Genomic DNA, 24,503 nt, shown 5'->3' with positions numbered 1-24,503 from the left:
GCTCCTCTGCGGCAGGGCCCGCGCGCTCAGGCGGCGTCGCCGATGCGTCGGCACCGCGCCGCGTGGCCCGGCGCGACGTCGATCCGCGCGGGCAGCCCGTCGCGGCAGACCGGGGCGGCCTTGGCGCAGCGCGGCTCGAAGGGGCAGCCCGGCGGCGGGTCGGCGAGATCCGGAGGGGAACCCGGGATCGTCGCCAGCCGCACGCCCTTCGGCGAGGCCGGCGTGATGCGGGAGGCGAGCAGGCCCCGCGTGTAGGGATGAGCGGGCGTCCCGATGACCGCGCCGCTCGACCCGACCTCGACGAGGTGGCCGCCATACATCACCGCCACCCGGTCGGCGACCTGCACGGCGACCCCGACATCGTGCGTCACGAAGATCACCGCCAGGCCGAGATCCCGCTGCAGCTCGCGCAGCAGGAGCAGGATCTGGATCTGCACCGTGGCGTCGAGGGCCGTGGTGGGCTCGTCGGCGAGGAGCAGCTTCGGCCGGCAGGCGAGCGCGAGCGCGATCATGGCGCGCTGGCGCATCCCGCCCGACAACTCGTGCGGATAGGCGTCGAGGCGCCGCGCCGGCGACGGGATGTGCACCCGCTCGAAGAGTTCGAGCGCCCGTGCCCGGCCGGCCGCGACGCTCGCCCCCTCGTGGCGCACCACCGCCTCGGCGATCTGGTCGCCGATCCGGTAGACCGGATCCAGGGCGAGCCCCGGATCCTGGAAGATCATCGAGACAGTACCGCCCCGATAGGCCGCGAGGCTGCGGCGGCCGAGGCCGAGCACGTCCTGTCCGTCGACCCGGAGGTCGCCGCCGATGCGGGCGCGCTTCTCCGGCAGGAGCCGCATCAGCGCCCGGAGGGTCACGCTCTTGCCCGAGCCGGATTCACCGAGCAGCGCCAGGGCGTCCCCGGCCTTCAGGTCGAGATCGACGCCGCCCACCGCCCGGACGGGCTTGCGCCCGCCGAGGAAGTCGACGGTGAGGCCGCGGACCTGGACGAGCGCGTCGGTCGCGGTCTGCGGGGCGCGCAGGGGGGCGTTCATGGTCAGGCCGCGATCGGGAGGGAGGGGGCGTCGGGATGGCCGGAGCCCGGCACCGCGAGGTGGCAGGCGGCCTCGTGCGCGGGCGCGACCTCGTCGAGCCCCGGCTCGCGGCTGCGGCAGACGTCGGCGGCGAAGCGGCACCGAGTGTGAAAGCGGCAGCCCGGGGGCGGGTTGATCGGGTTCGGGGGGTCGCCGGTGAGGGGCGCCTCCTCGATCCGGGCGCCGGGATCGGTGGAGGGCTGCGAGGCGAGGAGGGCGGCCGTATAGGGGTGGCGCGGGGCCGCCAAAATGGCGTCGGCGGGCCCGACCTCGGCGACCTTGCCGAGATACATCACCATCACCCGGTCCGACATGAAGCGCACGACGTTGAGGTCGTGCGAGATGAACATGTAGGTGAGGCCGAATTCCCGCTTGAGGTCGGCGAGCAGGTTCAGCACCTGCGCCTCCACGGATTTGTCGAGGGCCGAGACCGCCTCGTCCAGGATGAGCAGGCGCGGCTCCAGGGCGAGCGCCCGGGCGATGTTGACCCGCTGGCGCTGGCCACCCGAGACCTCGTGCGGGTAGCGCCCGCCGAAGCGCGCGGGCTCAAGGCCGACGCGGCGCAGGAGGTCGTGCGCGCGCCCGAGCGCCTGGCGCCGCGACAGCCCGTGCGATTGCGGGCCGAACGCCACCGTCTCCTCCACGGTCAGCCGCGGGTTGAGGGAGGCGTAGGAATCCTGAAACACCATCTGGACCTGGCGCCGGTAGCTCTTCAGGTCGAGGGCGCGCGAGCCCAGGAGCTCGCCGTCGAAGACGATCTCGCCCCGGTCCGGAGCGATGATCTGCATCAGGAGCCGGGCGGTCGTCGACTTGCCGCAGCCGGATTCGCCGACGACGCCGAGGGTCTCGCCCTTCAGGATGGCGAAGTCGACGCCGTCGACGGCGCGAACCACCGGGCCCTTGGCGAGGAAGCCGCCCTTGCTCCCGAAATGCTTCACGAGGCCCGTCACGGAGAGGAGGGGCTGGGCGGGGCCGCCGCGGTCGCGGGGATCGGGCGTCTCGCTCATGAGCGAACCTCCATGGCCGAGCGCAGCCCGTCGGAGAGCAGGTTGAAGGAGATGGAGGTGAGGAAGATCATCACGCCGGGGAGTGCCGCCACCACCGGGTTGACGTAGATGGCGGTGCGCAGGGTGTTGAGCATCAGGCCCCATTCGGGCTCCGGCGGCTTCACGCCGAGGCCCAGGAAGGACAGGCCCGAGGCCAGGATCATCGAGACCGAGATCAGGCTCGTCGCGTAGACGAAGACCGGCCCCAGGACGTTCCCGAGCACCTGCACGCGCACGACGCGCAGCGGGTTGGCGCCGGAGACGCGCGCCGCCTCCACGTAGTCGCGGTTGCGGATCTGCACCGTCACGCTCTCGGCGACCCGGGTGATCTGCGGCACGAACACGACGGTGAGCGACACGATCGAGTTGAGGATGCCGGCCCCCAGCGCCCCCGACAGCGCGATGGCGAGGAGAACCGACGGGAAGGCGAAGAACACGTCCACGACCCGCATCACCAGCGTGTTGACCCAGCCGCCCGCGTAGCCGGCGAGGATGCCGAGCCCCGAACCGAGGAAGAAGGCGATGAGGACTGGCAGCACGCCCATGAACAGCGAGAGCCGGCCCGCGTAGAGGAGACGGCTCAGCATGTCGCGGCCGAGCTCGTCGGAGCCGAGGAGGTAGGTGGCGTCGCCGATCGGCTTGAGGCGGCGGATCATCGACCCCTTGAACGGGTCCATCGGCGCGATGAGGGGGGCGAAGAGCGCGGCGAGCACGATCAGCAGGATCACCAGGGCGGCCGCCATCGCGACCGGGTCGCGCAGGAGCCGGGCCAGCACGCTCGCCCAGTAGCCGCGCCCGGCCTGGACGGGCGCCTCCGTGGGAACCGCGGCCGCGCCCGCGTCCGGCGCCAGGGTGGTCGGGGAGGTCATCGGCTCAGGCCCTCTGGATGCGCGGGTCGAGGGCGGTCTGGACCACGTCGACCAGGAGGTTGAGGGTCACGAAGAACATCGCCAGCACGAGGATCGTCCCCTGGAGCAGGGGCAGGTCGCGCTGGAAGATCGCCGCGTTGAGGAGGAAGCCGGTGCCGGGCCACGCGAACACGGTCTCGACCAGGATCGAGCCGCCGAGCAGGTAGCCGAGCTGCAGGCCCATGATGGCGATGGCGGTGGGCGCCGCGTTCTTCACCACGTGCCGGAAGACGCCGAATTCCGAGAGGCCCTTGGCGCGCAGGGCCTGCACGAAGTCCTGGTGCAGGATGTCGCCGACCAGCGCCCGCACGGTCCGGGAGATCACACCCATGGGGATCACCGACATGGTGACGGCCGGCAGCACGAGGAAGCGCAGGTGCTCGGCGTCGGGCCACCACTCGCCCGACCCCTGCGGCCCCGCGCCGGTGGGCGGCAGCCAGCCCAGCGTCGCCGAGAACACGATCACCATCACGATGCCGAGCCAGTAATGGGGCACGCTGACGCCGAACACCGCGATCGCCGAGGCGAGACGGTCGAGCCAAGAATCCCGGGCGTAGCCGGCGACGAAGCCGAAGAAGGTGCCGAAGGTGAAGCCGATCAGCGTCGCGGACGCGGCCAGGATGAGGCTGTTGGTGACGGCGCGTCCGACCTCCGACACCACCGGCCTCCCGGTGGCGATCGACGTGCCGAGATCGCCGTGCAGCACCTTCCAGAGCCAGAGGGCGTACTGGACCGGCAGCGGCTTGTCGAAGCCGTAGGCCGCCCGCATCTGCTCCTGCATCTCGGCGGTGGCGTCGACCGGCAGGATCGCGCTCAGGGGATCGCCCGGCGCGAGATGGACCAGGAGGAAGCAGACGACGCTGACCCCCAGGGCGACCGGCGCCGCGTAGGCGACGCGCTTCAGGATGAACGAGAGCATGAGGCCTCTTGTCGTTGTCTCTCGGTGCCGGGCCCGAACCCTCCCCCTCTGCGGGGGAGGGTGCCCGGCGGAGCCGGGCGGGAGAGGGGAACCACGCTTCCGGAAATGGCTGAGCCGTGGTGAGGGGCGCCAGACTCGGCAGCGTCGCGCCGCCCCTCTCGGCGGGACTTCGTCCCCCTGCGCTCACTCCGTTCGCCGCCCTCCCCCGCAAAGGGGGGAGGGGCCCCGCGTGAGGCTGGACGCTCCGCAAAATCCAAGTGCAGATACCGGCCTCAAGCAGACACCGTCCTCTACTTGTCCATCGAGATCGACGAGAAGTTCTGGTACCAGCTCTGCGCCTGCACGAAGCCCTTCACCTTCGGGCTCATGGCGCGCGGGTTGACGTCGTGCGTGACCATCAGGAACAGTGCATCGTCCACGAACTTCTCGTGGATCTTCTGCAGGATCGCGGTCTGCGCCGCCGGATCGAACGTGGTGCGGACCTGATCGATCAGCTTGTCCATCTCGGGATCGCAGTAATAGCCCCAGTTGGTGCCGTTCGGCGGCGCCAGGCTGCACTGCGTGTGGCGGATGAACGCGGTGAAGGGATCCTGGATCAGGTAGGAATAGTTCATGCCCGTGGCGCCGCGGGCGAGATCCGACTTGGCCCCGGCGCGCCAGATGTTGATGAGCGTGTTCCACTCGACGACCTCGAAATCGACCTTGATGCCGACCTCCGCGAGGTTCTGCTGCAGGAACTCGTTCATGGGCAGCGGCTGCATCTGGCCGGAGCCGGAGGCCGAGATCAGAATCTTGGTGGTGATCGGTTTGGCGGGGCCGTAGCCGGCCTCCTTCAGGAGCTTCTTCGCCGCCTCGGGATCGTAGGCGAGCGTGAAGCTCGGGTGGCCGAACCACGGGTGGCCCGGGGGCATGAAGCCCTGGGCCGGGCTCGCGAGGCCGCCCAGGAACTCCTTCAACCCCTCGCGGTCGATGGCGAGGTTCGCGGCCTTGCGCACGCGGATGTCGTTCCAGGGCGAGCCCTCCGCCCGCGACAGGTGCCAGGTCCAATTGTGCGGGTAGACGTTGGTGACGATCTTTAGGCCGGCCGCCTTGAGGGACGGGATCGCGTCGGGAGCGGGGGCCTCGATCCAGTCCACCTGGCCCGACCGCAGGGCCGCCACGCGGGCATTCGCCTCGGGCAGCGGGACGAGCACCAGCTTGTCGAGCTTGGGCACCCGGTCCTTGTCCCAGTAGGACTTGTTGGGGACCATCTCGGCCCGCTCGCGGGGCACGAAAGCGGTGATCTTCCAGGGACCGGTGCCTGAGGGCGCCTTGGCGACCGCGTCCCAGCTCCGGCCCTGCTTCTCCCAGTTCGCGGGCGAGGACATCAGGATCCAGGAGATCTGGTACGGGAAGGTCGCGTCCGGCGTCTTGGTGGTGATCTCGACCGTGCTGGCGTCGACGGCGCGGTAGCCGGTCACGGTCGGGATGCGGACCCGGCCCTGCGCCGCCTGGCGGGCGTCGTATTGCGGCGAGTCCGACTTCAGGATCTTGTCGAGGTTCCAGATCACCGCGGCGGCGTCGAAGGCCGACCCGTCGTGGAAGGTCACGCCGTCGCGCAGCGTGAAGATCCACTTCGTCCTGTCGTTCGGATCCACCTTCCAGGTGGTGGCAAGACCCGGGGTGAGGTCCGCGGCCTTGTCGGCGCTGCTCAGGTCCCAGTTGATGAGCGCGTCGTAGGCCGTGTAGCCCATGAAGCGCATGCCCTCGCCGCCATTGTCGGGCTGGCCGGTGGTCAGCGGGATGTCCGACGCCGTCATGCCGATGCGGAGCACCCCCTGCGCGGCCGCTTGCCCGGTGAGGAGGGCGCCGAGCGCCAGGGCCAGGATCGGGCTGCGGAAGGAACTGGGCCTCACGGATACACCTCGCGTCGCTCAATGGCGTCGCGGGCTCTGCAAGGACCCTGCCAGGGCCGGGGCGGCGGGCGCGGGAGCGACCCGGATCATCTGCCTCAAAAATAGGCAGATTGGAGTCTTTCGTTCCCCGCCGGCGCCGATCACCAGCTTTGCCGCGTCCCGGGACCGGTCGTGAACGCTCAATGTCGGGCCGGTCATCTCGCGACGTCGCACGTGTGCTGAGAGGGCCGCGCGGGAACCTCCTCCCGCGCCGCGGCGCGGCGGGCGCGGTCAGTTGATGTCGAGCTCCACCGTCACCGGCACGTGGTCCGACGGCTTCTCCAGGGCGCGAAGATGCTTCTGCACCGAGGCCGACACGAGCCGGTCGAGGGCCTGGGGCGAGAGAAGCAGGTGGTCGATGCGGATTCCGAGATTCCGCGACCACGCGCCGGCCTGGTAATCCCAGAACGTGTAGAGGCCCGGCCGCTCGTCGCAGGCCCGCAGGGCGTCGGTGAAACCCTCGTTGAGGAGCGCCCGGAAGGCGGCCCGGCTCTCGGGCCGGAACAGGGCGTCCTCCAGCCACGCCTCGGGATTGGCGACGTCGACGGGGTCGGGGATCACGTTGTAGTCGCCGGCAAGCACCAGCACCTCTTCGCGCTCGCGCAGGGCCCGCGCATGGGCGAGGAGGCGGCGCAGGAAGGCGAGCTTGTAGTCGAACTTGGCCGTTCCAACCGGATTGCCGTTCGGGAGATAGATCGAGGCGACCCGCACCGTCGTGCCGCCGACCGGGATCGCCGCCTCGATGTAGCGCGACTGGACATCCTCCGGATCGCCCGGCAGCCCGCGGGTGACGTCGCGCAGGGGCAGGGGCTGGCGCGCCAGCAGGGCGACGCCGTTGAAGCCCTTCTGGCCGTGGGTCGCCACCACGTAGCCCGCCTCCTCGATCTCCGTGCGCGGGAAGACCTCGTCGACGCATTTCAGTTCCTGGAGGCAGACCACATCGGGCTTGGCCTCCTCCAGGAAGGACAGGAGGTGCCCGAGGCGCTGCTTGACCGAGTTGACGTTCCAGGTGGTGATCCGCATCGGAACCCGCGGGGCGAGGGGGTGGCGGCGACCGTCATCGGGGTTTCGCCGCACCATTGCAAGGAGAGCCCGGGCCGTGGGGGGATGAGCCGATGGGATGGTGGGAGCCGATCTGCGCGTATTGCGAGCGGCGCGATGCCGGGTTCTGGGCGGAGCCGCTGAACGCGCTCTCGAACGGCGCCTTCCTGGTAGCCGCCGTGGCCCTGCTCGTGGCGGAACGCCGCCGCGCGCCGCGCGACGCCGCCGCGATCGCGCTCGCCGCGCTGATCGGGGTGATCGGCCTCGGCAGCTTCCTGTTCCACACCCTGGCCGTGCGCTGGGCCGAACTCGCCGACGTGCTGCCGATCGCGGTGTTCATCCACGCCTATTTCTTTCTCGCCCTCCGTCGCATGCTGGGTCTCGGCGTGACGGCCAGCCTCCTGGCGACCCTCGCCTTCGGGCTCGCGGGCTCCGCTCTCGAACCGGCGCTTTCGGCCCTCGCAGACTCGCCGGTCGGGCCCGCGACCTACGGCTCCGTCGCCTACCTGCCGGCGCTGATCGGTCTCCTCGGCGTCGCGACGGCCCTGCGGATCGCGCCCCGTCCCGCGCAGCAGCGGGCGGGCCTCGCGCTGTTCGGGATCGCGGGCCTGCTCCTGCTCTCGCTCACGGCGCGCACCCTCGACCAGCCGCTCTGCCCCGTGCTGCCGATCGGCACGCACTGGATCTGGCACGGCCTCAACGCCGCCGTCCTCGCCGGGCTCGTCGCGGTGGCGGCCGGCTACCGGGACCGCGAGGGACGGGGTGTCCCGCTTCCTTGCACGCACCCGGAAATCGTTGCAGAAGGGCCGCGTCCGCCCGAGGCTGCGCTTCGGGTCCCGTGAAGGTCGTTGGATACGCGCATGACCCAGAGTCTCCGTCTCGGCATCGCCGGTCTCGGAACGGTCGGCGCGTCGGTGATCCGCATGCTGGAGCGCCGCGGGAGCGCCCTCGCGGAGAGCGCCGGGCGCCCGGTGCGGGTGACCGCCGTCTCGGCCCGGGACCGCTCCCGCGACCGCGGCCTCGCGCTCGCCGAGGTCTCGTGGTTCGAGGATCCGGTGGCGCTCGCCCGCTCGGGCGAGGTGGACTGCGTGGTCGAATTGATCGGCGGGGCCGAGGGCGCGGCCCGGGCGACCGTCGAGGCGGCGCTCGCGGCGGGCAAGTCCGTGGTCACCGCCAACAAGGCGCTGCTCGCCCGCCACGGCGCGGCGCTCGCCCGTGCGGCGGAGCAGGCCGGCGTGGCGCTCGCCTTCGAGGCCTCGGCGGCCGGCGGAATCCCGATCGTCAAGACCTTGCGCGAGGCCCTGTCCGGCAACCGGATCTCGCGGGTCTACGGGATCCTGAACGGCACCTGCAACTACATCCTCAGCCGCATGGAGCTCGAGGGGCTGACCTTCGAGGCCTGCCTGAAGGACGCGCAGGCGCTGGGCTACGCCGAGGCCGACCCGACCTTCGACGTCGAGGGCTTCGACACCGCCCACAAGCTCGCGGTGCTCACCAGCCTCGCCTTCGGCGTGGAGATCGACGCGGACGGGATCTCGGTCGAGGGCATCTCGGCGATCACGCCCCTCGACCTGCGCATGGCCGACGAACTCGGCTACCGGATCAAGCTCCTCGGGGTGGCTGAGGCGACGCCGGCCGGCATCGAGCAGCGCGTGCACCCGACCATGGTGCCGAAATCCTCCGCGATCGCCCAGGTGATGGGCGTGACGAATGCCGTGACGGTCGACACCGACGCCCTGCGGGAACTGACGCTGATCGGTCCCGGCGCGGGCGGCGACGCCACCGCCTCGGCCGTGGTGGCCGACATCGCGGATGTGGCCGGGGGCCGGATCGGCCCCGCCTTCGGCCGGCCGGTCGCGGCCCTGACGCGCGCGCCCCGCGCCGAGATGCAGCGCCACGAGGGCGGCTACTACGTGCGCCTCACCGTCCACGACCGGCCCGGCGTCGCCGCGGGCGTGGCGACCCGGATGGCGGAGCGCGACATCTCCCTCGAGAGCATCCTGCAGCGCCGGTCCGAGAACGCCGCCGCGCAGGACCCGCACGGCCGGTCGGGCGTGCCCGTGCCGCTCGTGCTCATCACCTACGCGGCGACCGAGGCCGCGATCCGCGCGAGCCTCGACGCCATGGCGGCGGACGGCTTCCTGTCGGAGCCGCCCCAGCTCATCCGCATCGAGCGCGACTGACGCGGCCGAGCCCACCCCGAGTTTGTTGAGGGACCTTCACCGCATGTCGGACGCCAGCAAGGCCAGCCCCAGCCCGATCATCGAGCGCATCCTCACCCTCGAACTGGTGCGCGTCACCGAACGCGCGGCGGTCGCGGCGGCCCGCCTGCGCGGCCAGGGCAACGAGAAGGCCGCCGACCAGGCCGCCGTCGACGCGATGCGCCGGGAGCTCAACCGCCTGCCGATCGACGGCACCGTGGTGATCGGGGAGGGCGAGCGCGACGAGGCGCCGATGCTGTTCATCGGCGAGACCCTGGGCAACCGGCAGGGGCCGAAGGTCGACATCGCGGTCGATCCGCTCGAGGGCACCACGCTCTGCGCGAAGGACATGCCGGGCTCGGTCGCCGTGATGGCGATGGCGGAGGGCGGCACGCTGCTGGCGGCCCCCGACGTTTACATGCACAAGATCGCGGTCGGTCCCGGCTACGCCAAGGGCGTCGTCGATCTCGACGCCAGCCCCGAGGACAACATCCACGCGCTGGCCAAGGCCAAGGGCGTGCCCGCCTCCGAGATCACGGCGCTGGTCCTCGACCGGCCGCGCCACACCGACCTGATCGCGGCGATCCGCCGGACCGGCGCGGCCGTGCGGCTGATCTCCGACGGCGATGTCGCGGGCGTGATCTTCACGACCATGCCGGAGGAGACCGGGATCGACATCTATCTCGGCATCGGCGCGGCGCCGGAGGGCGTTCTGGCGGCCGGGGCGCTGCGCTGTATCGGCGGCCAGATGCAGGGCCGGCTGATCCTCGACACGCAGGAGAAGCGCGACCGCGCCGCCAAGATGGGCGTGCAGGATCCGAACCGCCGCTACGAGCTTGAGGATCTCGCCCGGGGCGACGTGGTGGTGGCGCTGACCGGCGTGACCGACGGCGCCCTGGTCAAGGGCGTGCGCTTCGGACGGCAAGTCGTGCAGACCGACACGATCGTCTACCGCTCGCATACCGGCACGGTGCGCCGCATCCAGGCCGAGCATCGCGACTTCGACAAGTTCCACCTGAAGTAGGCCCGGCGGTGACGACGCTCACGATCCGTTCCCTGCGGCCCGACGAGCGGGCCGCCTGGGACCCGCTCTGGCAGGGATACCTGCGCTTCTACGGCGCGAGCGTGGCGCCGGCCGTCAGCGACGTGACCTGGGCGCGCCTCCACGACCCGGCCGAGCCCATGCACGGGCTCGTGGCCGAGGGGGACGGGGCGGTGATCGGCCTCGTCCACTACGTCTATCACCGCTCGACCTGGACGGTCGGACCCTACTGCTACCTGCAGGACCTGTTCACGGCGGAAGCCGCGCGCGGCCAGGGGGTCGGCCGGGCACTGATCGAGGCGGTCTACGCGGCGGCGCGGGCCGAGGGCGCGAGCCGGGTCTACTGGCTAACGCAGGAGGGCAACGTAACGGCGCGGGCGCTCTACGACACGCTCGCCGACCGGTCGGGGTTCATCCAGTACCGAAAGATGCTTTAGCGCATCGTCCGCTGACCTGGATGCCGGTTCGGCGTCGCGGATGCGGCGGCCTCGGAGACCTCGGGCCGCGCCCGATTCCACCCGGGTCGGGCGCTCCTTCAAGGCGGCTGGGGCCGGGTGGGAAGGGTTTGCTTGCGGAGCCCGCCCGCGCCCTTCCGGCTCCGCGGGCTTTCGGATCCGGAAGCCGCCGCCAGGCATCCAGCGGTCGAGGATGACGCGCGATCTCGCCTGCCCGTGAGAGCTCGGCCAAGCCCGCGATCGAACGGGCAGGGGATGGGCCGCATCGCACCGAGCGGTGCCCTGTGGGCGCAGTCCCGATGGAGCGCCGTCGTCAGAGCGCTTTGGCCATCTCCCGCAGCACGAATTTCTGCACCTTGCCGGTCGAGGTCTTGGGCAATTCCGTGAACACGACGTGCCGCGGCACCTTGTAGGACGCGAGGGATTGCCGGCACCAGCCGATCAGCTCCTCCGCGGAGACCATCTCGGAGGCCTTGAGCTCCACGAAGGCGCAGGGCGTCTCGCCCCACTTCTCGTCGGGCTTGGCCACCACTGCCGCCGCCGCCACTGCCGGATGCTTGAACAGGGCCTCCTCGACCTCGATCGACGAGATGTTCTCGCCGCCCGAGATGATGATGTCCTTCGACCGGTCCTTGAGCTGGACGTAGCCGTCCGGGTGCTTGACGCCGAGATCGCCCGAGTGGAACCAGCCGCCGCGGAAGGCGGCCTCGGTAGCCGTGGGGTTCTTGAGGTAGCCGCGCATCACCACGTTGCCGCGGAACATCACCTCGCCGAGGGTGGCGCCGTCCGCCGGCACCGGCTCCATGGTCTCGGGGTCGAGCACGTCGAGAGCTTCGAGGGGCGGGTAGCGCACGCCCTGGCGCGCCTTGCGGGCCGCCTGCTCGGCCTTACCGAGGGCGTCCCAATCCGCGTGCCACTCGTTCACCACGGCCGGGCCGTAGGTCTCGGTCAGGCCGTAGACGTGGGTGACGTCGAACCCCGCCTCCGCCATGCCGGCGAGCACCGCCTCGGGCGGGGGCGCCGCCGCGGTGAGGAATGCGACCCGGTGCGGCAGGTCGCGCCGTTCGGCCGCCGGCGCGTTGATGAGCAGGGACATCACGATCGGCGCGCCGCACAGGTGGGTGACCCCGTGATCCGCGATCGCGTCGTACATCGCCTTCGCCCGCACCTGCCGCAGGCAGACATGGGTGCCGGCCACCACCGACAGGGTCCAGGGGAAGCACCAGCCGTTGCAGTGGAACATCGGCAGGGTCCACAGATAGACCGGGTGCCGCGCGAGCTGGCCCGCCACCACGTTGCCGACCGCGAGGAGCGACGCGCCGCGGTGATGGTAGACCACCCCCTTGGGATCGCCGGTCGTCCCCGACGTGTAGTTGAGCGAGATCGCGTCCCACTCGTCGGCCGGCAGGGACCAGGCGTAGGCGGGATCGCCGGTGACCAGGAACGCCTCGTACTCGAGGGTGCCCAGGCGCTCGCCGGCGCCGGCATATTCGGGATCGTCGTAGTCGATCACCAGCGGCTTGACGCTCGCCTGGGCGAGGGCCGGCCCGATCACCCGGGCGAATTCCCGGTCGGTGATCAGCACCTTGGCCTCGCCGTGATCGAGGCAGAAGGCGAGGATGGCCGGATCGAGCCGCGTGTTCAGGGTGTTGAGCACCGCGCCCGCCATCGGCACCCCGTAATGGCATTCGATCATCGCCGGCGTGTTGGCGAGCATCACCGCGACCGTGTCGCCGCGCCCGATGCCGCGGGCGGCAAGCGCCGCGGCGAGGCGGCGGCTGCGCGCGTAGAGCTCCGCGTAGGAGCGCCGCAGCGGCCCGTGGATGACCGCGACGAGGTCCGGAAAAACCATCGCGGCGCGCTCCAGGAAGGTAAGGGGCGTGAGCGGCTGAAAATTCGCGGGGTTCCGATCGAGGCCACGGTCGTAGATGGTCTCGGCGGTCATCGAGCGTCTCCCGGATCTCGCGCGTTCGCGGCGCGTGCCGCAATGTAGCGGAGGGCGGCCCGCGCCGACATCCACGGAAGTGGCGCGTGGCACGAAAGGCGTAGGCGCATCGGCGAATTCAACGCGAGACCCGCCTGCCTTAAGCCGGAGCCAAACACACGGGGAGGTCGCCATGACGGACACGACGACGCCGGACAGCACGACGCAAGAGACCACGACGGGCAGCCGCTACGCAGAGGTCTATTCCGCCTGGGCGCTGGACCCGTCGGCGTTCTGGGCCGAGGCTGCCCGCGCCATCGACTGGGACCGGCCCGCGACCGCCACCTTCGACCCGGCGGCCGGGATCTACGGCCGCTGGTTCGTGGGCGCCGAGGTCAATGCCTGCCACAACGCCGTCGACCGGCACGTGGCGGCGGGGCGGGGCGAGCAGGCGGCGATCCTGTACGATTCCCCGGTCACGGGGACGAAGCGGCGCATCACCTACGCGGAGCTGCAGGACGAGGTCGCGGTGCTGGCCGCGGTGCTCCGGGACCTCGGGGTCGGGCGGGGCGACCGGGTGGTGCTCTACATGCCGATGGTGCCCGAGGCGCTGTTCGGCATGCTCGCCTGCGCGCGGCTCGGCGCGGTGCATTCGGTGGTGTTCGGCGGCTTCGCCGCCAAGGAACTCGCCGCGCGCATCGAGGATGCCGCTCCGACGGTGGTGCTGGCGGCGAGCTGCGGCGTCGAGCCCGGGCGCGTCGTCCCCTACAAGCCGCTCCTCGACGAGGCCTGCCGGCTCTCGGCCCACAGGCCGACCTCCTGCCTGATCCTGCAGCGTCCCCAGGCGCCCGCCGCCCTCGTCCCGGGGCGCGACCGCGATTGGGCCGAAGCGGTGGCGGCCGCCCGCGCCGCGGGTCACCGCGCGGCGTGCGTTCCGGTCGCGGCGACCGATCCGCTCTACATCCTCTACACGTCCGGCACGACGGGCAAGCCGAAGGGCGTGGTGCGCGACACCGGCGGCTACCTCGTGGCGCTGGCCTGGTCGATGCCGCACCTCTACGGCATCCGGCCCGGCGAGGTGTACTGGTGCGCCTCCGACGTCGGCTGGGTGGTGGGCCATTCCTACATCGTCTACGGGCCGCTCCTGCACGGCTGCACGACGGTGCTCTACGAGGGCAAGCCGGTCGGCACGCCCGACGCGGGCGCCTTCTGGCGGGTGATCGCCGAGACCGGGGCCGTGGCGCTGTTCACGGCGCCGACGGCGCTTCGCGCGGTGAAGAAGGAGGATCCGGAGGCGCGGCTGCTGCGAGGCCACGACCTCTCGCGTTTCCGCACCCTGTTCCTGGCGGGCGAGCGGGCCGATCCCGACACGGTGGCCTGGGCGGAGCGCATCCTCGGCACGCCGGTCGTCGACCATTGGTGGCAAACGGAGACCGGCTGGCCGATCGCCGCGAACCCGGTCGGCCTCGGCCTGCTGCCGGTGAAGCACGGGAGCCCCACCGTGCCGATGCCGGGCTACGACGTGCAGGTGCTCGACGAGAGCGGCAAGCCGGTGCCCCCCGACACGATGGGCACCATCGCGCTGCGCCTGCCGCTGCCGCCCGGCTGCCTGCCGACGCTCTGGCAGCAGGACGAGCGCTTCCGCGAGAGCTACCTCACCACCTTCCCGAGCAACTACAACACGTCGGATGCCGGCTTCCTCGACGGGGACGGCTACGTCTTCGTGATGGGCCGCACCGACGACATCATCAACGTGGCGGGCCATCGGCTTTCGACCGGCGGCATGGAGGAGGTGCTGGCCTCGCACCCGGCCGTCGCCGAATGCGCGGTGATCGGCATCCGCGACAGCCTCAAGGGGGAGGTGCCCTGCGGTTTCGTGGTGCTGAAGTCCGGCGTCGACCGCTCGCCGGCCGAGGTGGAGGCGGACCTCGTCGCGCTGGTGCGCGAGCGCATCGGACCGGTGGCGGCCTTCAAGCTCGCGCTCACGGTCGGGCGTCTGCCGAAGACCCGCTCCGGCAAGATCCTGCGCGGCACCATGAAGAAGATCGCCGACGGCGAGACCTGGACCACGCCCCCGACCATCGACGATCCGGCGATCCTCGACGAGATCGGGGCGACCTTGCGGGCGCGCGGCATTGGTTGAGCAAGCGGCGGCCATGTCCCGGGCGCGGGGATGATCCGCGGCGGTGCGGACGGGGCTTTTCCGTGAGCGCCGTCGCGTCCAGATAGACGCCGTCCGTCACGGAGGTCCCCGAATGACCACGCCCCGCCTGTTCGAGCCCCTGCGCCTCGACGGCCTCGATCTCGAGAACCGCATCATCATCGCGCCCATGTGCCAATATTCGGCGCGCGACGGCGAGGCCAGCGACTGGCACATGATGCATCTCGGCCAGCTCGCGATGTCGGGAGCCGGCCTCCTCACCCTTGAGGCGACGGCGGTGTCGCCGGAGGCGCGCATCACCTACGGCGATCTCGGCCTCTACAACGATGCCTGCGAGCGCGAGCTGGGGCGGGTTCTCGCCGCGGTGCGGAACTACGCGCCCCTGCCGCTCTGCATCCAGATCGCCCATGCGGGGCGCAAGGCGTCGAGCGAGGTGCCCTGGCGCGGCGGCGCGCAGATCGCGCCGGAGAATCCCCACGGCTGGCTCACCGAGGCGCCCTCGCCGCTGCCGCACGGGGAGGGCGAGGTGGCGCCCCGCGCCCTCGACGCCGCCGACCTCAAGCGGATCCGCGACGACTTCGTGGCCACCACCAAGCGCGCCATGCGGCTCGGCCTCGACGCGGTGGAGATCCACGCCGCCCACGGCTATCTGCTGCACCAGTTCCTCTCGCCGCTGTCGAATCGGCGCACCGACGCCTATGGCGGCAGCCTGGAGAACCGGATGCGCTTCCCGCTGGAAGTGTTCGACGCGGTGCGCGACGCCGTGCCCGCGGGCAAGCCGGTCTGGGCGCGCGTCTCGGCCACCGACTGGGTGGAGGAGGGCTGGGAGGTCGAGCAGACGGTCGCCTTCGCGGAGGCCCTGAAGGCGCGCGGGGCCGCGGCGATCCACGTCTCCACCGGGGGCGTCTCCCCCCTGCAGAAGATCACGCTCGGCCCGGGCTACCAGGTGCCCTTCGCGGAGCGGGTGCGGCAGGCGACCGACCTCACCACGATCGCGGTCGGCCTGATCACCGAGCCGCGCCAGGCGGAGACGATCCTGGTCGAGGGCAAGGCCGACGCGGTCTCGCTCGCCCGTGCCATGCTCTACGACCCGCGCTGGCCCTGGCACGCGGCGGCCGAACTCGGGGCGCGGGTGCGCGCGCCCCAGCAGTACTGGCGCTCGCAGCCGCGCGAGTTCAAGGAGCTGTTCAAGGACGCGGCGTTCGGCCAGCGCTGAGGCACGTCGGGTCCGCGCTGATCTACCCTCCCCCGCAGAGGGGGGAGGGTGGACGGTCGCGCTACTCCAGCTCGTCCTCCAGCACCTGCTTGGCCCAGCGGAAAGCCCCGTTCGCCGCCGGGACGCCCGCGTAGATCGCGGTCTGGAGCAAGAGCGCCTGAAGCTCCGACGGCGTGACGCCGTTGCTCAGCGCCGGCCGGACGTGGAGCTTGAACTCCTCCTCCCGCCCGAGCGCCACCATCATCGCCAGCGTGATGAGCGAGCGCGATTTCCAGGGCAGGCGCGGGTCGCCCCAGACCTCGCCCCAGGCGGTGCGCGTGATGAAGTCCTGCCAGGGTCCCGCGAAGGTCCCGGCCGCCGCGAGCGAGCGGTCCACGTGCTCCTCGCCGAGCACGCTGCGGCGGTTCGCCAGCCCCTCCGCGAAGGCCAGCGCCCCGGTGGCCGCCTCCGCGGCGCCGCGGTGCCGGTCGAGGAAGGCGAGGAGGTGGGAGGCAGCCGCCTCCGGGTGCTCCACCGCGAGGAGGTGGCGGGCCCGGGGCAGGACCACCAGCTCGGCCTGCGGGATGCCCGCGCAGATCTCCTCCGACTTCGCCGGCGGCGTCGCCGGATCGTCGCGGCCGGCGATCACCAGGGTCGGCGCGGTGATGCGGCCGAGGCCGGGCCGGAGGTCCATGCGCCCGATGGCGGTGCAGCAGACCGCGTAGCCGGCCCGGTCGGTCTCCACGAATTGCCGTCGCACCGGCGCCACCGCCGCGGGGGCATTCCGCGGGAAGTCCGGCGTGAACCAGCGCTCCATGGTGGCGTCGACGATCGCTTCCGTGCCCTGCGCCCGCACGGTGTTCGCGCGCTCGTTCCAGCTCGCCTCGCTCGGCATCTCGGCGGCGGTGGCCATCAGCGTCAGGCTCAGCACCCGCTCGGGGGCGCGCATGGCGAGGGCCTGGCCGGTCATGCCGCCGAGAGACAGACCGACCACGTGGGCGCGCGCGATGCCGAGCCCGTCGAGGAGCCCGAGGAGGTCGTCCGCGAGATCCTCCACCGAGGCTGGCTCGTCGCGGACCTGCGAGGCGCCGTGGCCCCGCGTGTCGTAGCGCAGCACCCGGTAGCGGCCGCGCAGGAACGGGACTAGCGGGTCCCACATCGCCATGGTCGTGCCGAGCGAGTTCGAGAAGGCGACCACGGGCGCGCCGGTCGGACCCGAGATCTCGTAGGCGAGGCGGGTGCCGTTGGCGTCGATGACGGGCATGAGTTCCTCCGGTCAGGGGGCGAGGAGGGCGACGTAGCGCGCCGCCTCGGCGAGGGCGTGGTCGGCGGTCCGGGCGCCGGCGCGGATCGCCTGCGTCAGGTCGAAGGCCGGCGCGAGATCGAGGCCCGCCGTCTCGGGCCGGGCGGCCAAAACCTCGGCGAGGCTGCCCTCACCCGCGCGGACGGCGCCGGCCGCCTCCTCGACGAGGCGGTGGGCCGCCTCCGCGCCGAGATGCGGGGCGAGCCGCGCCGCCGCCGCGTCGGCGAAGAGCAGGCCCCGGGTCAGGTCGAGGTTGGCGCGCATCCGGTCCGGATCGGGCACCAGGCCCTCGGCCAGGGCCCTGGCCTCGCGGAGCGCCCCGGAGGCGAGGCCGAACAGGGAGGGCAGGGCGTGCCACTCCGCGTGCCACGCGCCGGCCGGCCGTTCCTGGGCGGCCGCCATCCCGTCGAGGAGCGGCAGCACCTGCCCCTTCGCGGCGCTGAAATTCGCCAGGATCACCGTCGAGGAGACCGGGTTGCGCTTGTGGGGCATGGCCGAGGAGCCGCCCCGCCCCGGCACGAAGGGCTCGGCGACCTCGCCGACCTCGGTGCTGGCGAGCTGCGCCACGTCGGTCGCGAGCTTGGCGAGCGCACCCATCACCAGGACGAGCCACGTGCCGGTCTGGGCCATGCGGCCGCGGCGGCTGTGCCAGGGCGCCGGATCGTGGCGCAGGTCGAGGTCCGCGGCGAAGCGCGCGGACACCGCATCTGCCGCGTCCTTGAGGCCTGCCAGGGTGCCGACCGGGCCGCCGAGCGAGGCGGTCAGCACCTTGCCGCGCAGGCGCGGGAGGTCGCCGGCGAGTTCGGCGATCCCGAGCGCCCACAGGGCCGCCTTGGCGCCGAAGGTGACCGGGGCCGCCTGCTGGCCGTAGGTGCGGCCGACGCAGGGCGTCTCGCGATGGCGCCGCGCCAGGGCGGCGAGGCCGGCGACGATGGCCCGAAGGTCCTCGGCCACTAGGCCGAGGGCGTCGCGGATCTGGAGGACGAGGGCGGTGTCGGCGATGTCCTGCGTGGTCGTCCCCTTGTGGAACCCGCTCGCGAGCGTGTCCGGCAGCGCCTTCTGCACGGCCTTCACGAAGGGGATCACCGGCACGCCCGACACCGCCGTCCTGCGGCCGAGGGCGGCGGGATCGAGGGAGGCGGGGGCGATCGCCGCGATGGCGCCGGCGAGCGCGTCGGGCACCAGCCCGGACGCCGCCTCGGCGCGGGCGAGGGCGGCCTCCGCGCGCAGCATCGCGGCGACCCGGGCCTCGTCGGTGAAGACCGACCGCATCGCGTCGGTCGCGAAGAGCGGGCCGAGCAGAGCGGAATCGAGGGCCGAGAAGGTCATGGCGAGGCCTCGGTTGGGGGAGTGATCGCGCCCCGCCCCTCCCCCTCGGCGGGGGGAGGGGCGGGGGGTGCCCTCACGCCGCCGGGCGCAGGTGCAGGATCTCGCGGGCCTCGGCCGGCGTGGCGACGCGGCGCCCATGCCGCTGCACCGCCTCGGCGGCGAGCGACACCAGTTCGGCGTTGCTCGCGGCCAGCCGGTCCTTGGTCACCCGGATGTTGTCCTCGAGGCCCGTGCGCACCGCGTCGGCGCCGCGCGCGAGCGCCCATTCCATCACCCGGGCCTGCTCGCGGCCGATCCCGGCCGCCGTCCAGGTCGCCTGGGGCAGGATTCGGCGGGTCTCGGCGAGGAGGATGTCGAGGAGGTGCTCTTCCGCCGGCATGGCGTTCTTCACGCCCATCACGAACTGCACGTGGGGCGCGGCATCCATCAGCCCCGCCTCGATCAGGCGCTTCGCCCCGTGGAGGTGCGACAGGTCGAACACCTCGATCTCCGGCCGGATCCCGTGCTCGCGCATCTGGGTGGCGAGGTCGGTGACCAGCGAGGCCGGGTTCTCGTAGACGATCGACGGGAAGTTGACCGAGCCGGTCGAGAGCGAGGCCATGTCGGGCCGGTGAACCAGCGACAGGCCGCGCGCGCTGGGGTCGCGGCCGCGGCCGCCGGTGGAGAACTGCACGATCATGCCGGGGCAGTGCTTGCGCACGCCCTCCTGCACCGCCGCGAACCGCTCGGGATCGGAGGAGGGCGATTCGTCGTCGTTGCGGACGTGGATGTGCACCAGGGTGGCGCCGGCCTCGAAGGCCTGATGGGTGGACTCGATCTGCTCGGAGACGCGGGTCGGGACGGCGGGGTTGTCCTTCTTGCGCGGCACCGAGCCGGTGATCGCGACCGCGATGACGACGGGCTTCATGGGGGCGTTCCTCCGGATTTCTGTCAGACGTCGAAGAAGACGGTCTCGTTCGGGCCCTGGAGCCGGATGTCGAGCACGTAGGTGGGCAGATCGCGGGCCTCGCGCCGGGCGATCAGCGTCTCGCGCCGCCCGCGCTGCTCGATCAGCCCGAGCACCGGGTCGGCGGCGTTCGCCTCCGCCTCGTCCGCGAAGTAGAGCCGGGTCTGGAGCCCGATATTGATGCCGCGGGCGGCGATCCAGAGGTTGACGTGCGGCGCCATCGGGCGGTGGCCCTTGCGCCCGACCACCGGGCCGGGCTTGACCGTCTCGAACGACCAGATTCCGGTCTCGAAGTTCGAGCCGGTGCGCCCCCAGCCGCGGAAATCCGGGTCGAGCGGCTTGTCCTCCTGCCGGTCGGCCGGGTGGTTGTAGCGCCCTGCGGCGTTGGCCTGCCAGATCTCCACCAGCACGTCGCGGACGGGCTCGTCGGCGCCGTCGAAGACGCGGCCCTCCAGGCGGATGCGCTCGCCCGCCGTGCCCGGCCCGGCCAGGACGTTCGAGAAGTTGGTCTCGAAGATGTCGAAGCCGGCCTGATGCGGGATCAGTCCGATATGGACGTAGGGGCCGGCGGTCTGCGAGGCGGTCTCGTGCAGGCGATGGAAGGGCGGGTTCATCTCAGTTCCCCTGCAGCTTGTTCTCGAAGAGCGTCTGCTGACGGCCGCGCAGGACGATGTCGAAGCGGTAGGCCAGCATGTCGAGGGGGATGGCGGATTCGAGGTCGAGGGGCGCGATCAGCCGCGCGGCCGCGTCGCGATCGGGGATCCCGAGCACCATCGGGTCGCGCCAGATCAGCGGGTCGCCCTCGAAATACATCTGGGTGATGAGTCGCTGGGCGAACCCGGAGCCGAACACCGAGAAGTGGATGTGGGCCGGCCGCCACGAGTTGAGGAAGTTCCGCCACGGATAGGGGCCGGGCTTGATGGTGCGGAAGTAGTAGTAGCCGTTCTCGTCGGTGAGCGCCCGGCCGCAGCCGCCGAAATTCGGGTCGATCGGCGCGAGGTAGCGGTCGTTGCGGTGGCGGTAGCGCCCACCCGCATTGGCCTGCCAGAACTCGACGAGCGTGTGGGGGACGCCCCGGCCGTTCTCGTCGCGCACGAGGCCGTGGACCAGGATCCGCTCGCCGATCGGCTCGCCGTCCTTGGCGTAGTTCAGGATCAGGTCGTTATCGAGGGGGCCGAGCTCGGCCTGGCCGAAGGTCGGCCCGGTCACCTCGGAGAGGGAGGATTGCAGGGAGATCATCGCCCGCTGCGGCGAGCGCAGCACGCTCGTCTTGTAATCCGCCGTGAAGGCCGGTGGATGGATGCGCCGGTCGCGCTGCAGGAATTCTCGTTCCAGGTCCGTCATCATCGCTCCTCCCTCCCCGTGACGGGGTTTTTGCACACCATGCGCGCCCTGCGGCCGCCCTGCCAAGAGCCGGCGTCAGGCGCTCCCGGCGGCCGCTGCGGCGGGCTGCCGCCCGCCATTCAGCGCGCCGAGGTAGTCCGACAGCGGTCCGATCGCCGAGAGCGTGGCCGCCGCCTCCAGCAGGTCCGGCGCGAGCGAGTCCCGATAGGCCTCGGTGAGGCGCGCGCTCGGCCCGGTGATGCTGACATTGCCGATCGCCCGGCCGGTCGCTGGATGCAGGATATTGGCGGCCATGGCGGCGGTGCCCGCGGCGTGGGTCTCGTGCACCCAGGCGTAGCCGCGGCGGCGCGCTTCCTCGACGAGGGCGAGGAGGGCCGGGAGGGTCTGCGGGGCGTTGGGGCCGGCACTGCCCGGTGGCCGGAAGCCCTGGCCGAGGGCGAGCCGAACGGCCTCCTCGTCCGAGAGGCTCGCCAGCCAGACGATGCCGGTGGAGGCGGTGGTGAGGCTCGCCTCGGCGCCCATGTCGCCGTCGTAGCGCAGCCCCGAGCGGGCGCCCTGCGCCTTCGCCACCCAGACGAGGCGTGGGTAGTCGACGATGGCGAGGCGGACCAGCTCTCCGCTTCGCTCCGCGAGCCGGTTCAGCACCGACTGCGAGACGTCGACCACGCCTGAATTCGCGAGGTGCTTCAGCCCGAGCGTGGCGAACTTGGTGGTCAGCAGGTAGCGGAAGCTGTCGGGGTCCTGCGTGACGTAGCCGTAGGCGGACAGCTCCGCGAGCAGGCGGTGCGCGCCGCTCTTGGGCATGTCGAGCGTGTCGGCGATCGTCTGGAGCGGCAGGCCGCGCGCGTGCCCCGCGAGCAGCTCCACCACGTCCAGCACCCGTCGCAGCAATCCGGCCGCCATCGCGTCCTCAGATCTGGAACATAGTTCCAGATCTGAACGCAGTTCCAGTTTCTGTCAACCGCTATCGCGGCTGTCAGGTCACGACGGACGGCTCCCGGCGGCCGGTCCGGGCCGTGATCCCGGCGATGGCCTCGGCCGCGGCCACGACCGGCGCGAGCACCTCGGCGGTCGGTCGATCGTGCCGGGCCGGATCGGGTTCGAAGCGTTCGAGGTAGACGCGCAAGGTCGCCCCGACCGTGCCGGTGCCCGAGAGCCGGAACACCACGCGGGCATCCTCGCGGAACAGGATGCGGATGCCCTGGCGGCGCGTCACGGAGCCGTCCACCGGATCCGCGTAGGCGAAATCGTCGGCGGTCTCGACGGTGAGATCCCCGAAGCGCCGGCCGGGCAGATCCGCGAGCTGCGCCCGCAGGGCCTCCATCAGGCCCTCCGCGGCGGCGGAATCGACCTCCTCGTAGTCGTGGCGCGCGTAGTAGTCGCGCCCATAGGCCGCCCAGTGCTCGCGCAGGAGCGCGTCGGCGCGCTTGCCGGTCACCGCCAGGATGTTGAGCCAGAGCAGCACCGCCCAGAGGCCGTCCTTCTCGCGCACGTGGTTCGAGCCGGTTCCGGCGCTCTCCTCGCCGCAGAGGGTGATGCGGCCGGCATCGAGCAGGTTGCCGAAGAACTTCCAGCCGGTCGGGGTCTCGTAGACCGGGATGCCGAGCCGCGCCGCCACCCGGTCCACCGCCCGGCTCGTCGGCATCGAGCGCGCGACGCCCGCGAGACCCGCCGCATAGCCCGGCGCGAGGTGGGCCTGCGCGGCGATCACCGCGAGGCTGTCGCTCGGAGTGACGAACAGGCCCGGCGCGACGATCATGTTGCGGTCGCCGTCGCCGTCCGAGGCGGCGCCGAAATCCGGCGCGTCGGGCCCGTGCATCAGCGCCATCAGGTCGTGGGCGTGGACCGGGTTCGGGTCGGGGTGGTGGCCTCCGAAATCCGGGAGCGGCTGCGCGTTCACGACGGTGCCGGGCGCCGCCCCGAGGCGGCCCTCCAGGATCGCCGTGGCATAGGGGCCGGTCACCGCGCTCATGGCGTCGAAGCGCATGCGGAAGCCCGACCGGAACAGGGCCGCGAGCCGCGGAAAGTCGATCAGTCTCTCCATCAGGGCCGCGTAATCGTATACCGGATCGATGACCGTGACGGTGGCGTCCCCGAGGGCGATGTCCCCGAGCCGGTCGAGATCGAGGTCCGGCGCTTCGATGATGCGGTACTCGGTCAGGGACTTGGTGCGCGCGAAGATCGCGTCCGTGACCGTCTCGGGCGCGGGACCGCCGTTGGCGGCGTTGAACTTGATGCCGAAATCGCCGTCCGGCCCCCCGGGATTGTGGCTCGCCGAGAGGATGACGCCGCCGATCGCCCCCACCTTGCGGATCACGCAGGAGGCGGCGGGCGTCGAGAGGAGGCCGCCGCGCCCGACCAGGATGCGCGAGAAGCCGTTCGCCGCCGCCATCTTGAGGAGGGTCTGCACGACCTCCCGGTTGAGGAAGCGCCCGTCGCCGCCGACGACCAGCGTGGCGCCCTCGCGGCCCGCGACGCTGTCGAAGATCGCCTGCACGAAGTTCTCGACGTAGCCCGGCTGCTGGAACACCGGCACCTTCTTGCGCAGGCCCGAGGTGCCGGGCTTCTGGTCGGGGAAGGGCGTGGTCGGGACGGCGCGGATCGTCATCGGGTTCGTCTCGCGGAAGGCCGTGGCGGCCGGGCAGGGCGGTCGGACCGGCGCGCGGCCGATCCGGGCGCTTATGCCGGCTGGCGTGGCCGCCTTCCAGTCCCGCCCCTGGCTTCCGGCCGCCGCGCGCCCGATATCCCGGCGATCATCCACGACAGGCTCGCCGCATGACGCAGGATCCCGCCGCTTCCCGCCCCGCCCTCGACGAGGAGACCATCGCTTTCGCCGGGCGCGTCTTCCAGCTCGCGCGCAGCGGCTACGCCGCCGAACTCGAGGCGCTGCTTCGGCAGGGCCTGCCGGCGAACCTGCGCAACGACAAGGGCGACACGCTGGTGATGCTCGCGGCCTATCACGGTCAGACGGAGGCCGTGCGCGTCCTCCTGGAGCACGGTGCCGACGCGGAAATCGCGAACGACCGCGGGCAGACGCCGCTCGCCGCCGCCGCCTTCAAGGGCGCGACCGAGACGGTGACCGCCCTCCTCGACGGCGGCGCGTCGGTGGACGGCGCCGGACCGGACGGGCGCACCGCGCTGATGACGGCCGCGATGTTCAACCGGACGGAGATCGTCGACCTCCTTCTCGCGCGGGGCGCCGATCCTTCCCGCCGGGATGCCGCCGGCCACGATGCGGAATCCGCGGCCCGCGCCATGAGCGCGCCGGACACCCCCGACCAGCTCGCCCGCGCAGCCCGCCGCTGAGGGGAGGGGGCTGTCGCAAAAACTTCGCAGGGGGTGTTGACGGGTCTGGGAGCGGGGCGTATACGACCACCCATCGGCGCCGGCCGTTGCAACTCAGCGGCCCGGGCGCTTCTGCTTCTTTCGGACAGACTGCGGGTCTGGCTCCGGGTGGGTTACCCGGGATCGCTCGGTTGTCCGTTGAACAGGCTCTTTGACAAGTTCATCGGAGAAAGAGAAGCGTGGACGGCGTTGTCCTTGCGGCTGGGGCGCGATGCCCTGGCGGAGAAGGATAGCGTTTGATCCGACGTTTCTCAGGAGCTCACCGGGTCGGGGAAACCTGATCTGAGTGTGCCCTGTCAATGTTGTGATCGAGCGCATGATCAACTCTTCAACTTGA

General features: G+C 71.8%; 21 protein-coding genes. 7 read left to right on the top strand and 14 right to left on the bottom strand.

All coding sequences use genetic code 11. The features are described from left to right. Positions 1-26: 26 nt before the first annotated feature. The 6 genes from ACW9J6_RS31060 to xth form a co-directional block, all read right to left on the bottom strand. Complete coding sequence (locus tag ACW9J6_RS31060; RefSeq protein ID WP_457120181.1) at positions 27-1,034, bottom strand: ABC transporter ATP-binding protein; 1,008 nt, start codon at positions 1,032-1,034, stop codon at positions 27-29. Positions 1,035-1,036: 2 nt separating this feature from the next. Continuing rightward, on the bottom strand, positions 1,037-2,080 hold the full coding sequence (locus ACW9J6_RS31055) for an ABC transporter ATP-binding protein (protein WP_457120180.1): 1,044 nt from the start codon (positions 2,078-2,080) through the stop codon (positions 1,037-1,039). Further along, entirely contained in the window at positions 2,077-2,988 is a 912-nt protein-coding gene (locus ACW9J6_RS31050) for an ABC transporter permease (protein ID WP_457120179.1), read from the bottom strand. Before ACW9J6_RS31050 ends, ACW9J6_RS31055 begins: the two co-directional genes overlap by 4 nt. Before the next feature lie 4 nt (positions 2,989-2,992). Next, a complete protein-coding gene (locus ACW9J6_RS31045) occupies positions 2,993-3,946 on the bottom strand; it encodes an ABC transporter permease (protein WP_457120178.1) in 954 nt (317 codons plus the stop codon). Positions 3,947-4,236: 290 nt separating this feature from the next. After that, on the bottom strand, positions 4,237-5,841 hold the full coding sequence (locus ACW9J6_RS31040; RefSeq protein ID WP_457120177.1) for an ABC transporter substrate-binding protein: 1,605 nt from the start codon (positions 5,839-5,841) through the stop codon (positions 4,237-4,239). Between the two features lie 270 nt (positions 5,842-6,111). Next, positions 6,112-6,903: an exodeoxyribonuclease III gene (gene xth, locus ACW9J6_RS31035; protein ID WP_457120176.1), complete on the bottom strand. Its 792-nt coding sequence runs from the start codon at positions 6,901-6,903 to the stop codon at positions 6,112-6,114. Positions 6,904-6,995: 92 nt separating this feature from the next. On the opposite strand from xth, the gene ACW9J6_RS31030 reads away from it, so the two are divergent. The 4 genes from ACW9J6_RS31030 to ACW9J6_RS31015 are packed head-to-tail and all read left to right on the top strand — an operon-like array spanning position 6,996 to position 10,601. After that, the gene (locus ACW9J6_RS31030; RefSeq protein WP_457120175.1) at positions 6,996-7,763 is read left to right on the top strand and encodes a ceramidase domain-containing protein; all 768 of its coding nucleotides are present in this window, start codon (positions 6,996-6,998) and stop codon (positions 7,761-7,763) included. An 18-nt stretch (positions 7,764-7,781) separates the two neighbouring features. Then, positions 7,782-9,104: a homoserine dehydrogenase gene (locus ACW9J6_RS31025; RefSeq protein ID WP_457120174.1), complete on the top strand. Its 1,323-nt coding sequence runs from the start codon at positions 7,782-7,784 to the stop codon at positions 9,102-9,104. A gap of 43 nt (positions 9,105-9,147) precedes the next feature. Beyond that, positions 9,148-10,146: a class II fructose-bisphosphatase gene (gene glpX / locus ACW9J6_RS31020; RefSeq protein ID WP_457120173.1), complete on the top strand. Its 999-nt coding sequence runs from the start codon at positions 9,148-9,150 to the stop codon at positions 10,144-10,146. Between the two features lie 8 nt (positions 10,147-10,154). Next, the gene (locus tag ACW9J6_RS31015) at positions 10,155-10,601 is read left to right on the top strand and encodes an N-acetyltransferase family protein (RefSeq protein WP_457120172.1); all 447 of its coding nucleotides are present in this window, start codon (positions 10,155-10,157) and stop codon (positions 10,599-10,601) included. A 331-nt stretch (positions 10,602-10,932) separates the two neighbouring features. Here ACW9J6_RS31015 and ACW9J6_RS31010 read toward each other — a convergent pair whose 3' ends face one another. Further along, the gene (locus ACW9J6_RS31010; RefSeq protein WP_457120171.1) at positions 10,933-12,564 is read right to left on the bottom strand and encodes an acyl-CoA synthetase; all 1,632 of its coding nucleotides are present in this window, start codon (positions 12,562-12,564) and stop codon (positions 10,933-10,935) included. 172 nt (positions 12,565-12,736) lie between these two features. On the opposite strand from ACW9J6_RS31010, the gene ACW9J6_RS31005 reads away from it, so the two are divergent. Both ACW9J6_RS31005 and ACW9J6_RS31000 read left to right on the top strand, forming a co-directional pair. Beyond that, the gene (locus tag ACW9J6_RS31005; RefSeq protein ID WP_457120170.1) at positions 12,737-14,686 is read left to right on the top strand and encodes a propionyl-CoA synthetase; all 1,950 of its coding nucleotides are present in this window, start codon (positions 12,737-12,739) and stop codon (positions 14,684-14,686) included. 112 nt (positions 14,687-14,798) lie between these two features. Then, complete coding sequence (locus tag ACW9J6_RS31000) at positions 14,799-15,920, top strand: NADH:flavin oxidoreductase/NADH oxidase (RefSeq protein WP_457120169.1); 1,122 nt, start codon at positions 14,799-14,801, stop codon at positions 15,918-15,920. A 61-nt stretch (positions 15,921-15,981) separates the two neighbouring features. On the opposite strand, the gene pcaDC is transcribed toward ACW9J6_RS31000, so the two are convergent. The 7 genes from pcaDC to ACW9J6_RS30965 all read right to left on the bottom strand — a co-directional run bounded on the left by pcaDC (position 15,982) and on the right by ACW9J6_RS30965 (position 23,429). Further along, a complete protein-coding gene (gene pcaDC, locus ACW9J6_RS30995; RefSeq protein WP_457120168.1) occupies positions 15,982-17,163 on the bottom strand; it encodes a bifunctional 3-oxoadipate enol-lactonase/4-carboxymuconolactone decarboxylase PcaDC in 1,182 nt (393 codons plus the stop codon). A 12-nt stretch (positions 17,164-17,175) separates the two neighbouring features. Beyond that, complete coding sequence (locus ACW9J6_RS30990; RefSeq protein WP_457120167.1) at positions 17,176-18,531, bottom strand: lyase family protein; 1,356 nt, start codon at positions 18,529-18,531, stop codon at positions 17,176-17,178. A 73-nt stretch (positions 18,532-18,604) separates the two neighbouring features. Continuing rightward, positions 18,605-19,438, bottom strand: a complete 834-nt coding sequence (locus ACW9J6_RS30985) for a 3-keto-5-aminohexanoate cleavage protein (protein ID WP_457120166.1) — start codon at positions 19,436-19,438, stop codon at positions 18,605-18,607. A 23-nt stretch (positions 19,439-19,461) separates the two neighbouring features. Further along, entirely contained in the window at positions 19,462-20,091 is a 630-nt protein-coding gene (gene pcaG / locus ACW9J6_RS30980) for a protocatechuate 3,4-dioxygenase subunit alpha (RefSeq protein WP_457120165.1), read from the bottom strand. A 1-nt stretch (position 20,092) separates the two neighbouring features. Next, entirely contained in the window at positions 20,093-20,821 is a 729-nt protein-coding gene (gene pcaH, locus ACW9J6_RS30975) for a protocatechuate 3,4-dioxygenase subunit beta (RefSeq protein ID WP_457120214.1), read from the bottom strand. Positions 20,822-20,896: 75 nt separating this feature from the next. Next, positions 20,897-21,724 (bottom strand): IclR family transcriptional regulator, encoded by an 828-nt coding sequence (locus ACW9J6_RS30970; protein ID WP_457120164.1) that lies wholly within the window; start codon positions 21,722-21,724, stop codon positions 20,897-20,899. 73 nt (positions 21,725-21,797) lie between these two features. Further along, positions 21,798-23,429 carry an alpha-D-glucose phosphate-specific phosphoglucomutase gene (locus ACW9J6_RS30965; protein ID WP_457120213.1) on the bottom strand — a complete coding sequence of 544 codons (1,632 nt, stop codon included), beginning with the start codon at positions 23,427-23,429 and terminating at the stop codon, positions 21,798-21,800. Between the two features lie 167 nt (positions 23,430-23,596). Between ACW9J6_RS30965 and ACW9J6_RS30960 the strand changes: the two genes are divergently transcribed. Further along, entirely contained in the window at positions 23,597-24,127 is a 531-nt protein-coding gene (locus tag ACW9J6_RS30960; RefSeq protein ID WP_457120163.1) for an ankyrin repeat domain-containing protein, read from the top strand. Positions 24,128-24,503: the final 376 nt, after the last annotated feature.

It is taken from the genome of Methylobacterium sp. JK268 (assembly GCF_054052225.1).
This window is presented reverse-complemented; position numbering and strand designations above follow the sequence as displayed.